Annotated in this window: 13 protein-coding genes, 1 tRNA gene and 1 pseudogene; 6 read left to right on the forward strand and 9 right to left on the reverse strand. The window is 66.0% G+C overall.

Annotated elements, in window-relative coordinates; translation table 11 throughout:
• Positions 1-593 (forward strand): class I SAM-dependent methyltransferase (locus DM995_RS08925; RefSeq protein ID WP_157973281.1); only part of this gene is annotated, 593 nt, incomplete at its 5' end.
• Between the two features lie 10 nt (positions 594-603).
• Here the strand turns inward: DM995_RS08925 and DM995_RS08930 are convergent.
• Entirely contained in the window at positions 604-1,317 is a 714-nt protein-coding gene (locus DM995_RS08930; RefSeq protein WP_023839419.1) for a COG3904 family protein, read from the reverse strand.
• 4 nt (positions 1,318-1,321) lie between these two features.
• Positions 1,322-1,873, reverse strand: coding sequence for a hypothetical protein (locus tag DM995_RS08935; protein WP_232824228.1), 552 nt, complete (start codon positions 1,871-1,873; stop codon positions 1,322-1,324).
• 206 nt (positions 1,874-2,079) lie between these two features.
• Here DM995_RS08935 and DM995_RS08940 point away from each other — a divergent pair, with 206 nt between their 5' ends.
• Positions 2,080-4,020 carry a sensor domain-containing diguanylate cyclase gene (locus DM995_RS08940; RefSeq protein WP_157973141.1) on the forward strand — a complete coding sequence of 647 codons (1,941 nt, stop codon included), beginning with the start codon at positions 2,080-2,082 and terminating at the stop codon, positions 4,018-4,020.
• A gap of 432 nt (positions 4,021-4,452) precedes the next feature.
• On the opposite strand, the gene DM995_RS08945 is transcribed toward DM995_RS08940, so the two are convergent.
• From DM995_RS08945 to aroA, 6 genes and pseudogenes are all read right to left on the reverse strand, one after another.
• Complete coding sequence (locus DM995_RS08945; RefSeq protein ID WP_031318731.1) at positions 4,453-4,734, reverse strand: integration host factor subunit beta; 282 nt, start codon at positions 4,732-4,734, stop codon at positions 4,453-4,455.
• Between the two features lie 318 nt (positions 4,735-5,052).
• A complete protein-coding gene (gene rpsA / locus DM995_RS08950) occupies positions 5,053-6,765 on the reverse strand; it encodes a 30S ribosomal protein S1 (protein ID WP_023839423.1) in 1,713 nt (570 codons plus the stop codon).
• Positions 6,766-6,966: 201 nt separating this feature from the next.
• The gene (locus tag DM995_RS08955) at positions 6,967-7,608 is read right to left on the reverse strand and encodes a (d)CMP kinase (protein ID WP_116969199.1); all 642 of its coding nucleotides are present in this window, start codon (positions 7,606-7,608) and stop codon (positions 6,967-6,969) included.
• On the reverse strand, positions 7,605-8,540 hold the full coding sequence (gene bla, locus DM995_RS08960; RefSeq protein ID WP_198669305.1) for a subclass B3 metallo-beta-lactamase: 936 nt from the start codon (positions 8,538-8,540) through the stop codon (positions 7,605-7,607). Before bla ends, DM995_RS08955 begins: the two co-directional genes overlap by 4 nt.
• Positions 8,537-8,797 carry a CBU_0592 family membrane protein gene (locus DM995_RS08965; protein ID WP_116969200.1) on the reverse strand — a complete coding sequence of 87 codons (261 nt, stop codon included), beginning with the start codon at positions 8,795-8,797 and terminating at the stop codon, positions 8,537-8,539. Before DM995_RS08965 ends, bla begins: the two co-directional genes overlap by 4 nt.
• Positions 8,794-10,135 (reverse strand): annotated as a pseudogene (aroA, locus tag DM995_RS08970) (3-phosphoshikimate 1-carboxyvinyltransferase). The gene DM995_RS08965 and the pseudogene aroA overlap by 4 nt, the downstream one beginning before the upstream one ends.
• Here aroA and DM995_RS22250 point away from each other — a divergent pair.
• The 4 genes from DM995_RS22250 to DM995_RS08985 all read left to right on the forward strand — a co-directional run bounded on the left by DM995_RS22250 (position 10,124) and on the right by DM995_RS08985 (position 11,557).
• Positions 10,124-10,309 carry a hypothetical protein gene (locus tag DM995_RS22250; RefSeq protein WP_232824230.1) on the forward strand — a complete coding sequence of 62 codons (186 nt, stop codon included), beginning with the start codon at positions 10,124-10,126 and terminating at the stop codon, positions 10,307-10,309. The pseudogene aroA and the gene DM995_RS22250 overlap by 12 nt on opposite strands.
• Before the next feature lie 16 nt (positions 10,310-10,325).
• Positions 10,326-10,640: a TIGR02300 family protein gene (locus DM995_RS08975; protein WP_023839428.1), complete on the forward strand. Its 315-nt coding sequence runs from the start codon at positions 10,326-10,328 to the stop codon at positions 10,638-10,640.
• Positions 10,641-10,758: 118 nt separating this feature from the next.
• Positions 10,759-10,834 (forward strand) — tRNA-Ala (locus tag DM995_RS08980).
• 90 nt (positions 10,835-10,924) lie between these two features.
• Complete coding sequence (locus DM995_RS08985; protein WP_116969201.1) at positions 10,925-11,557, forward strand: NAD-dependent epimerase/dehydratase family protein; 633 nt, start codon at positions 10,925-10,927, stop codon at positions 11,555-11,557.
• Between the two features lies 1 nt (position 11,558).
• Here the strand turns inward: DM995_RS08985 and DM995_RS21805 are convergent.
• Positions 11,559-12,992 (reverse strand): M20/M25/M40 family metallo-hydrolase (locus DM995_RS21805; protein ID WP_116969202.1); only part of this gene is annotated, 1,434 nt, incomplete at its 5' end.

Consider the following 12,992-nt stretch of genomic DNA (forward strand, 5'->3'; position numbering starts at 1 on the left):
ACCTCGCCCGCCGCCGCGCCGAGGGGCATGCCAACCTTCGCTTCGTCTGCGCCGATGCCGCGACCGTGACACTGGACGATGCGCCCTATGACCGGCTGGTCTCGCGCTTCGGGTCGATGTTCTTTTCCGATCCCTATGCCGCCTTCGCCAATCTGCACCGCATGCTGAAGCCCGGCGGGCGGATCGACCTCGCGATCTGGGCCGCGCCGCGCGACAATCCGTGGATGATGGAGCTGATGGGCGTCGCGCGCGCGCATGTCGACATCCCCTCGCCCGATCCGCGCGCCCCCGGCCCGTTCGCCTTTGCCGATCTCGATTATGTCCGCGACATCCTGGCGCAGGCCGGTTTTTCCGCGCCCGAGGTCGAGGCTTATCAGGGCGAGCAGGCGATCGGCGGCCCCGGCGCGCTTCCCGAGGATTCGGCGGATTTCGCACTCACCAGCATGGCTACCGGTCGCGCGCTGGCCGAGGCGGGGCCCGAGGTGCTCGCCGCGGCGCGCGACGATCTGCTCGCGCTGTTCACGCGCAACTATCGCGACGGCGAAGGCGTGATGATGCGCAACAAGGTGTGGCTGCTCAGCGCGACGGCGTAAGCAGCGCGCGTTATTCCTGCACGTTCGCCACGTTGTACTTGAACACCTCGTCCTGTGTCAGGCAGCGCCGGGTGGACTGATCGCCGCCGCCGCCGCCCGCCACCGCCTTCTGCTTGTACATGATATCGGTGAGCAGCTTGCGCGAGACGCCCATGCGGATCAGGAAATCATTGTCCTCGCTGGCGAGCAGCGCGCTTTCCTGCTCGATATCGCCGATCAGCTCGACCGTGGTGTCGGTGCCCAGCGCCACCGACTGGTCGATCGCGGCGCGATCTCCGGTCATGGTGAACATGTGCACCATGAAATTGCCCCCCGGTTCGACCACGCGCAGCTGCCCGCCCATGAACACGAAATTGCACGCGGAAAAGCAGGTCCAGCCCGCCGGAATGCGTGTCACCAGCCCCGGCGTGGAACGGATCAGCCGTCCCGCCGCATTGCCCGCGCGCGCGTTGCCGCCGGGCGAGCGCAGCCAGATCTCGCTGATATCGGGATTGTCGGTCAGCGCCTGTTTCAGCCGGTCGGGCAGCGTCTGATCAACCGGCCCTTCGGCGAGCAGCACCTTGGCATCGCCCTTCTTCACCACCTTGAGCGCCATGGTCTTGTTGTTCGACCAGTCGGGCGCCTGTGGACAGGTGGGATTGGCCGGATCCATCGGCGCGGGCGACTGGCCGCACAGCAAGGCGGTCGCAGCCAGGCCCAGGAGCAATCGAAAGCGGCTGTGCATGGACTCAGGCCTGTGCGATTTCGTAGCGCGCGGCGCCCGGCTTCTTGCACATACGCTTGGAAACGGTGGTCTCCTCACCCTCGACGATGATGACATCGTTGACGTTCATGCAGGTCGATCCGTCGGCCAGTTGCGTCTTGCCGACCACGGTCGAGGTGCCCGACACGTTCTGCCGCGTCTCGCTGGTCCAGGTCGAGGTGCTGCCCACCTCTTCGCCGCGCGTCGCCTCGAGCGTCGCGTCGGCCGCCTGTTTCTGCTCCTTGGGTTCGAGCTTGCAGGCGATCGCATCGGTCAGCAGGCCGGCGACCTCGGGCACGGGCAGGAAGCTGGGCAGCCCCGCGCGGCTCGCCAGACCGCCGAGCACGCCGCCGATCACTGATCGGCCCGCGGCCTTGCCCGCGCTGTCGTCACACCCGGTGGCGGTCTTGCCGCTCGATCGCGGAGTGGAGCGCAACAGGCCGCCAAACTGCGCCTGCGCCGGCACGGCCATAGCCATGGCCAGCACCGCGGTAAGCGAAAGCGCCTGCATCCCCGATTTCATCAACCTGTCAACCATCGTTCAGCCTCTCCAGCCAGGAACCGCCAACGAGCCTGGACCAACTTACCGTAGCGGCAATTTCCGGTCAAACCATGACCCGCATCACAGCCGGCCCGATAGCCCAGCCTAAGCCCTGTCTGCCGGGGGCGATAGGATAATCCCGCCAGATGCGACGAAAGTTCCAGGCTTTGCAGTTCGTTAACCAAAATCTTCCAAAAGGCGCCATGCTCGCCCGCCTGTCACCCTGGTTCCGTTCGATGTCGGTCAGTTCGCGCACCGCGCTGAGCCTGGCCATCGGCTTTACCCTGATGATCGCGGCGACCGCGCTACTCGCCTTCTCGCAGGAACGGAGCAAGGCGATCGACGAATCGCTGGCGCGGCTCGACCAGCGCAACGCGGCGGTGGTGAGCGAGCTCGGCGATCGGTTCGATCGCATCCAGCGCACCCAGGCGCGCACGGTCGAGCTGTTCCGCGAAGAGCATGCGGCGCTGACCGATGCCGAGGCGCGCCGCCAGTTCGAGGCGCTCTATCCGCTGCGATCCGACGGCACCCGCCGCAGCATCGATACCATGTTCACCGGCGGCCAGACCGCGATCGGCATGGTGCACGGCATGGCGGGCTACATCCCCGCGGGCATCGACCGGGACGATGCCGCCGTGCGCGACATCATGGCCGCGACGCACGCCATCCGCCGCCTAAGCGAAGGCAGCCGCTACGACCTCGAGAGCCTCTATTATTTCACGCCGCGCAACGGCATCGTGATCTTCGCGCCGAACCGGCCCGACCGGCTGGAATTCTATCGCCACACCGCACCGGCCGATTTCGCCTTTCAGGACCGCGAATTCGCGACGATCGCGACGATTGCCGCAAACCCTGCGCGCGTGATGCGGTGCACCAGCCTGCAATCGCTGATCTCGCTGAAATATCAGGAGGTCTGGACGACGGGCTGCATGACCCCGGTCGATCGCGATGCACGCCATATCGGCACTTTCGGCACATCGATGCCGCTCGACGAGATCGCTCCGGCGGGGCGCTTTGCCGGTTCGCCCGAAGAGGAGGTGATCCTGATCTCGCGCGAGGGGCGGCTGATCTATCATCCCGGCTACACGCGGCAGAACAGCCAGCAGACCGCGGCGTATCTGGATATCACCGCCAGCCCCCGGCCCGATCTCGCGGCGATCTGGGCGCTCGTGCGCCGCCATGGCCAGAACGACTTTACCGGCAAGGCCGACGCGCTCGATGCCTATGTGTCGCTGCACCGGGTCCCGGGCCCTGGCTGGTACGCGCTCACCGTCAAGCCGGAGCATCTGATCCTCGCCCGCGCGTTGCGCCCGATCCCGCGCATCGCGGCGATGGCGGTGATCGCGCTGGCAGGCTGCCTGCTGATCGTGGTGCTGGTGCTGCGCCACCTTGTCGCCAGGCCGCTGCGGCGGCTCACCCGCGAGGCGGAACGGATCACGCGCGACCTTGCCAGCGATGCCATGCTCGAAATGCCGACCGACGACCGCACCGGCAACGAGGTCGCGCGGCTCGTCTCGCGTTTCGAGACGCTGGCCAGCGCGATCCGCACCTCGCATGGCGAGCTGGAACAGCGTGTCGCCGAACGCACCAGCGCGCTCAACGACGCCAACGAGAAGCTGCGTACGCTGTCCGAGCTCGATCCGCTGACCGGCGTTGCCAACCGGCGCAAGATCCTGAGCGATCTCGACCTGCGGCTCCAGCGCATGGGCAATGGCGGGGCGCTCGCGGTCATCGTGCTCGATGTCGATCGGTTCAAGATGATCAACGACCGCCATGGCCATGTCGCCGGCGACGATGCGCTGCGCGCGCTTGCCAGCCGGGTACAGTCGCTGCTGCGACCCGGCGACATGATCGGCCGGATGGGCGGCGAGGAGTTCATGGTCATTCTCGATCGTGCCCGCCCCGTGGTCGCCGACGCGATTGCCGAGCGCGTTCGCGCCGCGATCGCGCGCCAGCCCTTCCAGGTCCACGGCAACGTCACGCTCAACATCACCGCCAGCCTGGGCGTTGCGTGCTGGTCTGCGGGCGATAGCGCGAAGGCGCTGTACGCTCGCGCCGATGCGGCGCTGTACGAGGCCAAGGCATCGGGACGCAATTGCGCGATCAGCAGCCATGACCCGCTGCACGGCCGCAACGCTGCCTGAGCCATCGCGCGCGCCTTGTAACCGGATGATGGTGCGGGCGGGGGGACTCGAACCCCCATGGGCAAAGCCCGACGGATTTTCGTACCCGCCACGGCTTTCGCCGCCGCGCCCCAAAGGCTTTCGGGGTCTGGACTATCCCTTCACCCTGCCCCGCCCCGCCTTCCCGTCCGGGATGGCGCGCGAAGGTTTAGGTGCTGCCCGTCTAGTCTCTACACCTTCCCGGCCGTGATGGACGGGCTTGGCTCGGGATTGCCATTTGAAAGGGTTCCCCGAATTTGAGCAGTTCTACGTCGCGGGTTTCCCCGCGCGCACTCACATGATGTTCAAGTCCGTTGCGTCTACCATTTCGCCACGCCCGCAAGAACAGCGGCGTCTATAGGCCGGGACAGTCGGGCGCGGCAAGCCCGTAGCTTGCGCGTTGCGCCCTACCGTTCAATCGGCGTTGAGCCGGGTGCGCATTTCCTTGCCGGGCTTGAAATAGGGCACGCGCTTGGCGGGCACGTCCACCGCCTCGCCGGTGCGCGGGTTACGCCCCTTGCGCGGTTCGCGCGCGCGGGTGGAAAAGGCTCCGAAGCCGCGAAGCTCGACCCGCCCCCCCTCGGCCAGCCGCTCGATGATATTGTCGAAGAAAATGTCGAGAATCTTCTCGATCTCCTCCCCGCGAAGCCCGGGATTTTCTTCCTCCAGGAGCTGCAGCAGTTCCGATCGTATCATGGTCAATCTCCTGCAATCGATTACACGACGGGATGCTCGAGCGCGACGTCCCTCACGCCACTCCCAACAATCAATTGACCAGCCCCCCGACAAGCCAATGCGTCTGACCCGTAAAACGGAAACGCAGATGCAAGTGCCCGCCCTCTGTTGCCAGATGTCGAGCGGAAGAATGCTGTCAGAAATCGATGTTGGTTTCAACGCTGTTCTATGCGCAACTGGCGCTGTTCGCGCCAGAGCGCACAAAAAAGGGCACCGGCTGCGAGCCGATGCCCCTTTTTGAAACGCCGCCTGCGCTCAGGCGCAGGTCGACCGCTGCGATCAGTCTTCGCGCTGCTTGAGAGCGGCGCCGAGGATGTCACCCAGCGACGCACCCGAGTCGGACGAACCGTACTGTGCGACAGCCTGCTTTTCTTCCGCCAGCTGGTGCGCCTTGACCGAGAAGGTCGGCTTGCGCGAGCGGTCGAAGCCGGTGACCATCGCGTCGAGCTTCTGGCCGACCTGGAAGCGGTCGGGACGCTGTTCGTCGCGGTCACGGCCCAGATCGTTGCGCTTGATGAAGCCGGTCGCGCCGTCTTCGCCGACCTGGACTTCCAGGCCGCCGTCGCGCACTTCGAGCACGGTGACGGTGACGACTTCGTTCTTGCGCAGGTTCGAGCTGTCCGAACCGCCGACGGCCGGAGCGCCCTTTTCGAGCTGCTTCATGCCCAGCGAGATGCGCTCCTTCTCGACATCGACGTCGAGAACGATCGCCTTCACCTGCTCGCCCTTGAGGTGCAGGTTGAGCGCGTCTTCACCCGAGATGCCCCAGGCGATATCCGACATGTGCACCATGCCGTCGACATCGCCGTCCAGGCCGATGAACAGGCCGAATTCGGTCGCGTTCTTGACTTCGCCCTCGACGACGCTGCCCACCGGGTGCTTCTCTGCGAAGGATTCCCAGGGGTTCGACTGCGCCTGCTTGAGGCCCAGCGAGATGCGGCGCTTTTCGGCGTCGACTTCCAGAACGATGACATCGACTTCCTGGCTGGTCGAGACGATCTTGCCGGGATGGACGTTCTTCTTGGTCCACGACATTTCGGACACGTGCACCAGGCCTTCGATGCCCGGCTCCAGTTCGACGAACGCACCATATTCGGTGATGTTGGTGACCGCACCGGTGAGCTTCGCGCCGACCGGATACTTGACGCTGGCACCTTCCCACGGATCGCTTTCCAGCTGCTTCATGCCCAGCGAGATGCGCTGCGTATCCTGGTTGATACGGATGATCTGCACCTTGACGGTCTCGCCGATGCTGATCGCTTCGCTCGGGTGGTTGATGCGCTTGTAGCTGATGTCGGTGACGTGCAGCAGGCCATCGATGCCGCCCAGGTCAACGAACGCACCGTAATCGGTGATGTTCTTGACGACGCCGTCGATGATCTGGCCTTCGGCGAGCGACTGGATGAGGCCGGTGCGCTGTTCGGCACGGGTTTCTTCCAGAACGGCGCGACGCGACACGACGATATTGCCGCGACGACGGTCCATCTTGAGGATCTGGAAGGGCTGCGGAATGTCCATCAGCGGGGTGACATCGCGCACGGGGCGGATATCGACCTGGCTGCCGGGCAGGAACGCGACGGCGCCGTCGAGATCGACGGTGAAGCCGCCCTTGACGCGACCGAAGATCACGCCCTCGACGCGCTTGCCTTCGCCGAATTCATTTTCCAGCTTGTCCCATGCGGCTTCGCGGCGCGCGCGGTCGCGCGACAGCATCGCTTCGCCATCGGCATTCTCGATCCGGTCGACATAGACTTCGACTTCGTCGCCGACCTTGAGGCCATGGTCCTGACCGGGGGCGGCGAACTCGCGCAGCGCCACGCGGCCTTCCGACTTCAGACCGACGTCGATGACGGCCTTGTCGTTTTCGATTGCAGTGACCGTGCCCTTGACGACGCGGCCTTCGAATCCGCCGTCGACGGCAGCAGCGCCGCCCAGCGATTCGTCGAGAAGTGCCGCAAAATCATCGCGGCTGGGAAATGCCGTAGAGGCCATAAATCCAACGTTCCTTAAACAGTTTTGTCCGGCCAGCCGGTTGTCTCCGGCGGTCTTGGCCCAACCTGCCCCCCGGGCCGAATGCCGCGGAAAGCGCCCGAAAAGCGCATGTTTGCCCGTGGCAGCAGCCGATATGCGAAAAGCGCAAACGCTCGCCCGGACCGCTTGCGGCGCGTGCGATGTTCACGATGATCGAAACATCTAAGGTCGGGCAGCTGCGCCGCCTTCTGTCCTGCTGTTCACCAGCTCTATGGCCCTTTGAACGGCCTGCCCTATAGTCAAATCGCTGGTATCAAGCAAGAGCGCGTCGTCGGCGGGCTTGAGCGGCGCCACGGCCCTGCCGGCATCGCGCGCATCGCGTGCGGCGAGGTCCGCCGCAATCTCTTCCAGCGTCACCTGTTCGCCCCGGCTGAGCATCTCGTGATAGCGGCGCGCGGCGCGCGCGCCGACGCTGGCGGTGACGAAAAGCTTGGCCGCAGCATCGGGGGCGATCACCGTGCCGATATCGCGCCCGTCGAGCACCGCCCCGCCCGGCTGCGCAGCGAACGCGCGCTGGCGCTCGAGCAGCGCTGCACGAACCGCGGGATGGCGCGAGGCACGGCTGGCGAGCCCGCCCGCCATCTCGCTGCGCAGATGATCGTCGCCCAGCAGCGCATCGTCGAACGCGCAGCCCGCGAGCGCCTCGTCGGGATTGTCGGGATCACCGCCCAGCCGCACCGCCATCACGCCGACCGCGCGATAGAGCAGCCCGGTATCGAGATGCGGCAGGCCGAAATGTCTGGCCAGCGCCTTGGCGATCGTGCCCTTGCCGCTCGCCGTGGGACCATCGACCGCGATGATCATGGCCGCTGGCCGGCCTCTGCCGCCGCCTGTTCGTCGGCCAGGGTCTTCACGAACGCCGCTTCCATCCTGGCATTGAACCGCTGCAATTCGCCCGGATCGACGAACGCGTCTTTCTCGCCTGCCAGCTGCCGCGCGCGCTTCTCGTGCAGGCCGAAGAACATGTCGTGGTTGGCGAGGAACACATCTGCCTGCATCGCACGGACCTTGGCGAAGCTGGCGCGGTAATTGTCGGCCATGCCGGGATAGGCGGGCGGCACCAGCGACTGGCCGCCCAGCGAGGCGCTGCAATGCAGGAAGACCTTGCGCGGCATTCCGGTGGAATCCTTCGCGGTCAGGCTCCACGAGGTGCAGCCCGGCGAATGGCCGGGCGTCAGATGCGCGGTCAGCGTGGTCCCGGCCAGCGTGATCGTATCGCCGTCGCCGACCGTGCGATCGACCCGCACCGGCGGAAACAGCGCGTCCTTGGTGGGGCCATGGTCGACATGCCCGGCCTCGAGATAAGGCTTGTCCGCCGCGCTGGCGATGACCTTGGCGCCGCTTGCGCGCTGCAGGCCGGCCAGCCCTGCAGCATGGTCGAAATGGCCATGCGTGTTGAGGATATATTTCACGTCCTTGGGCTCGAAGCCCAGCGTCCGGATATTGTCCAGGATCTGCGGCACCGATTGCGCCAGTGCGCCATCGATCAGCACATGCCCCTCGAGCGTGGTGATCAGGAACACGCCGATGCCGGCGGTGCCTACATAATGCACATTGCCCAGGATGGTGAACGGGGCCATCCGCTCGTTCCAGCGCATCTCGGTGGCGAACTCTCCGACCGGCTCGGCCTCTGCCGCGGCAATCTGGGCGTCGCTGGCGAGCCGCGGCGCGGCCATCGGCGTCGCCGCGCAGCCGGTCAGCATCAGCGCAAGGGCAAGACTGGTGATACGCTTCATGATGGCCTCCCCTTGCGCCGCTCGCGCAGCGCCTTGATGATCCCCGATAGCGCGATCAGGCCCCAGGCGGTCTCCAATATCACCGCCGCCAGGTTGAAATGCACCGACAGCGAGATGAGCAGCAGGATCGCGCCCGCCAGGTTGATCGCGTTGAACAGCAGCTTGTCGATTTGCTCGACCCGGTTGGCATAGATGAAGCCGCCCATGAACAGCACGCTGCCGATAATGCCGATGATATTGGCGGCGAGCGGGCTCATGCCTGTCCCTGCGCGCTTTCGAGCAGGGCGATAAAATGGGGGAAGCTGGTCGCGATCGGCCGCGTGTCATCGACCTCGACGCCGGTTTCGCTCGCCAGACCCGCCACCGCAAAGCTCATCGCGATCCGGTGGTCCAGCCATGTCGCGACCGGCCCGCCGCCGGGCAGCGCCCTGCCCCCGCTGCCGGTGATGACCAGGCCATCCTCGCGCTCTTCCACCGCCACGCCGATCGCCTCCAGCCCCCGCGCCATGGTGGCGAGCCGGTCCGATTCCTTGACGCGCAGCTCGTCCAGCCCGCTGGTGACGGTCACGCCTTCGGCCATCGCGGCAGCAATGAAGAACACGGGAAATTCGTCGACCATGCTCGGGACGATCGCGGGATCGACGGTGATGCCCTGGAGCGCGCTCGCCCGCACGCGCAGGTCCGCGACCGGCTCGCCGCCGACGGTGCGTTCGTTGAGGCGTTCGATCTGCCCGCCCATTTGCTCCAGCACGGTGATGATGCCGGTGCGCGTAACGTTCATCCCGACATTCTCGATGATCAGGTCCGACCCCGGCACGATCAGCGCGGCGACGATGAAAAACGCGGCGGAAGACGGATCTCCGGGAACGACAATGTCCTGTGCTTTCAGATCACACGGCCCGGTGACCGAGATATGCCGCACGCCGTCCGCATCGACCTCCACGGTCAGCGGCGCGCCGAATCCGGCGAGCATCTTCTCGCTATGGTCGCGCGTCGGCACCGGCTCGATCACCGTGGTGGTGCCCGGCGTGTTGAGCGCGGCGAGCAGGATCGCCGATTTCACCTGCGCCGAGGCGACAGAGCCGGTAGGTGATCGGCACTGCCGGCTGAAGGCCACGGACCATCAGCGGCAGCGTGCCACCGGGGCTGGCGTTGAACTCCGCGCCCATTTCGCTCAGCGGATCGGTGACGCGGGCCATCGGGCGGCGGCTCAAAGAGGCATCGCCGGTGAACATCGCGGTGATCGGATGGCTGGCAACCAGCCCCATCAGCAGCCGGGTCGAGGTGCCGCTATTGCCCATGTCGAGCGCTGCCTGCGGCTGCATCAGCCCGCCGACGCCGACGCCGTGGACGGTCCATACGCCATCCGCGCCGCGCTCGATCGTCGCCCCCATCGCGCGCATCGCCGCGGCGGTGGCGAGCACGTCCTCGCCTTCGAGCAGCCCGGAGATGCGGCTCTCGCCCACGCACAGGGCGGACAGCATCAGCGCGCGGTGCGAGATCGACTTGTCGCCGGGGACGCGGATTGCGCCGGTCAGCGGCGAACCTGCGGAAAAGCGGCGCGGGCGCGCCGCCTCGTCAGCATGATGGGACATGATGGTCTTTTGCATTTCCGGTTGGGCATGGTGTGCCGGGGAGTAAAAGCGACGCAGCTTTTGACAGCGGCACAAAGCTATGGCAAGGCGCACGCCAATTTTCCGGCCGGTGGCGTGCGCGCCGCCTTGCGGAAGCATGCAACCTTCTCCACATCGATCAACCGATTGAGCTGAAACCGAGGCATTTTTCATGATCAAGCCTGAATGGGGCGCCAAGCACAGCTGCCCGAAATGCGGCACCCGCTTCTACGACCTGGGCAAGGACGACCCCGTATCCTGCATCAACTGCGGCAACAGCTGGACGCCCGAGCCGGTGCTGAAGTCCAAGCAGCCGCTGCCCTTCGAGGAAGAGAAGAAGAAGGTCATCGAGAAGGAGGATGTCGATCTCGCCGATGAGGATCTGGACATCGACGAGGACGGCGATTCGCCCGACAACGATGTCGATCTGGGCGGAGACGACGATCTGGGCGTCGCCGCGGCGGACGATGACGACGAGGAAGGCTGAGCCTTACCGACGAACAAGCGAAATATGAGCAAGGGGCAAAATTGCCCCTTGCCACCTCCGGATCGCTCGACTAAAGGGCGGTCCTTCCCGACGCCGGAGACCCGAAACCGGCGCAAATGGGGCCTTAGCTCAGCTGGGAGAGCGCTACACTGGCAGTGTAGAGGTCAGCGGTTCGATCCCGCTAGGCTCCACCATTTTTCCTCGACATCGCAAGATTTCTGGCGTCAGATTCGGCGCTGAATATGCGCTTGGCATTGCACCTGCGCGGCGGTGGAGGACGATCCATGAGCAAGATTCTCATCGCAGGCGCGACCGGGCTGGTCGGGCGGATCGTCCTGGCTCGGGCGCTCGATGATTCGCGCGTGACCAAGGTCGTCGCCCCGACACGCCGCGCGTTGCCGCCGTACCCGAAGCTCGTCAACCCGATCGTCGATTACGATGCGCTGCCGCCGGAGGCGAACTGGTGGGCATGCGATGCCGTCATCTGCGCGCTCGGCACGACGCTGGCCACGGCAAGGTCGGCGGAGGCGTTCTATCGCGTCGATCACGATTATCCGCTGATGGTGGCGACGCACGCACGCGCCCGTGGGGCGCAGGCCTTTGCGCTGGTGTCCGCGATCGGCGCGGATGCGGGCTCGCGGCTGCTCTACAACCGCACCAAGGGCGAGGTCGAGGCGAGCATTGGCGCGCTCGCTTATCCCAGCTACAATATCGTCCGCCCCGGGCTGATCGGAGGCAAGCGCGACGAGTTCCGGCCGATGGAGCGCGTGACCGACGCGATCCTCACCGTGCTCGGGCCGGTGCTGCCGCGCCAGTGGCGGATCAGCCCGGCCGAGAATATCGCGGCCGCGCTGATCGAGGCGGCGATGGCCGCAAAGCCCGGGCGGCACATCGTCAGCGCCGCCGAGCTCGCCTGAGCTATTGTTTCGGCGCGCTCGCCCCGGTCCCCTGACTCTTCTCGCGGATCGCCTTGAACTCCGATCCGGCTTTCCATTGCGGCCAGCGGGTCGAATTGGCCAGTTCCGCGCCGATGACGCCGGTCAACGCAATGTCCTGCACCGCGCCATCGAGATTCCAGTCCGGCCCCCAGGCATCGCACGCCTGATGATAGCATTGGCCGGTATAGGCATCGATCCACGCCTGGCCCGCCGCGACGCCGCCCTGCTTGAGGTTGGAGGCGCCCGCAATGCCCATCAGCAGCATCACCGGCACGCCGCGCTTGGCGAAGGAGAAATGGTCGGCGCGGTAGAACAGCCCGCGTTCGGGCAGGCTCTCGGGCGTCACCGTGCGCCCCTGGGTCGCCGCGACGCGCGCCATGTCGTCCTCGAGCGTGTTCTGCCCCTTGCCGACCAGCACCACGTCCTTCGCCGCGCCTGCGGTCTGCAGGATGTCGAGCGCCAGATTGGCGACGGTCCTTTCCATCGGATAGACCGGGTTGGCGGCATAATATTCCGAGCCGAGCAGCCCGCGCTCCTCTGCCGTCCACAGCCCGAAGACCACCGAGCGCTCGGGCGCCGGTCCCGCCTTGATCGATCGCGCGATCTCGAACAATCCGGCAATGCCCAGCGCATCGTCATTGGCCCCGGCGCGGTAGATGCGGCCCTGGACGTCGGGCTTGCCCTGGCCATAGGCATCCCAGTGCGCGCCGAACATCACGACCTCGTCGGGACGCTTGCTGCCCGTGATCTTGCCCAGCACATTGTGGCTGGTCACCACCTCGGGCTGCACCGGAATATCGGCATTCAGCGTGACGCCCTTCAACTCCACCGGGCGGAATTGGGGCGAGCGCGCCTCGACCTCGAGCTTGGCGAGGTCCAGCCCCGCCGCCGCGAACAGTTGCTTCGACATGTCGGCCGACAGCCAGCCCTGCAGCCGCACGCTGGTGAGCGCATCGGGCGCGCGGACGATATCGTAATTCTCGCCGCCGGGGCTGATGACGACATTCCAGCCATAGCCGACGCCCGCGGCATTGTGGACGATCAGCGCCGCGACCGCGCCCTGGCGCGCGGCTTCCTCGAACTTGTACGTCCAGCGGCCATAATAGGTCATCGTGCGGTCGCCGAACTTGCCCGCTGCCGGTTCGCCCGGCCTGGCCACGAAATCGGGATCGTTGATCAGGAACACCGCGACCTTGCCCTTGAGGTCAGCGCCCTTGAAATCGTCCCAGCCGCGCTCGGGTGCCTTCACGCCATAGCCGACGAACACCAGCGGCGCGCTGGCGACGCGCGCGGCGTCTTCGGGGCGGACGGTCGAGAGATAGATGTCCTCGGCCAGCTTCGGCGCGATATTTCCCTTGGGCGTCGCGAAATCGAGCGTGCGGGGCGCCTGCAATTTCGTGTGGAGCAGCGGCAC

The organism is Blastomonas sp. UPD001 (assembly GCF_003426715.1).
GTDB lineage: Bacteria > Pseudomonadota > Alphaproteobacteria > Sphingomonadales > Sphingomonadaceae > Blastomonas.

Excerpts from the sequence above, each read along its gene's own strand:
- DM995_RS08975 (WP_023839428.1), top strand. The coding sequence starts at position 10,326 with ATGATCAAGCCTGAATGGGGCGCCAAGCACAGCTGCCCGAAATGCGGC.
- DM995_RS22250 (WP_232824230.1), top strand. The coding sequence starts at position 10,124 with ATGATGGGACATGATGGTCTTTTGCATTTCCGGTTGGGCATGGTGTGC.
- DM995_RS08935 (WP_232824228.1), bottom strand. The coding sequence starts at position 1,873 with ATGGTTGACAGGTTGATGAAATCGGGGATGCAGGCGCTTTCGCTTACC.
- DM995_RS08930 (WP_023839419.1), bottom strand. The coding sequence starts at position 1,317 with ATGCACAGCCGCTTTCGATTGCTCCTGGGCCTGGCTGCGACCGCCTTG.
- bla (WP_198669305.1), bottom strand. The coding sequence starts at position 8,540 with ATGAAGCGTATCACCAGTCTTGCCCTTGCGCTGATGCTGACCGGCTGC.
- rpsA (WP_023839423.1), bottom strand. The coding sequence starts at position 6,765 with ATGGCCTCTACGGCATTTCCCAGCCGCGATGATTTTGCGGCACTTCTC.
- DM995_RS08965 (WP_116969200.1), bottom strand. The coding sequence starts at position 8,797 with ATGAGCCCGCTCGCCGCCAATATCATCGGCATTATCGGCAGCGTGCTG.
- DM995_RS08955 (WP_116969199.1), bottom strand. The coding sequence starts at position 7,608 with ATGATCATCGCGGTCGATGGTCCCACGGCGAGCGGCAAGGGCACGATC.
- DM995_RS08940 (WP_157973141.1), top strand. The coding sequence starts at position 2,080 with ATGCTCGCCCGCCTGTCACCCTGGTTCCGTTCGATGTCGGTCAGTTCG.
- DM995_RS08945 (WP_031318731.1), bottom strand. The coding sequence starts at position 4,734 with ATGATACGATCGGAACTGCTGCAGCTCCTGGAGGAAGAAAATCCCGGG.
- DM995_RS08985 (WP_116969201.1), top strand. The coding sequence starts at position 10,925 with ATGAGCAAGATTCTCATCGCAGGCGCGACCGGGCTGGTCGGGCGGATC.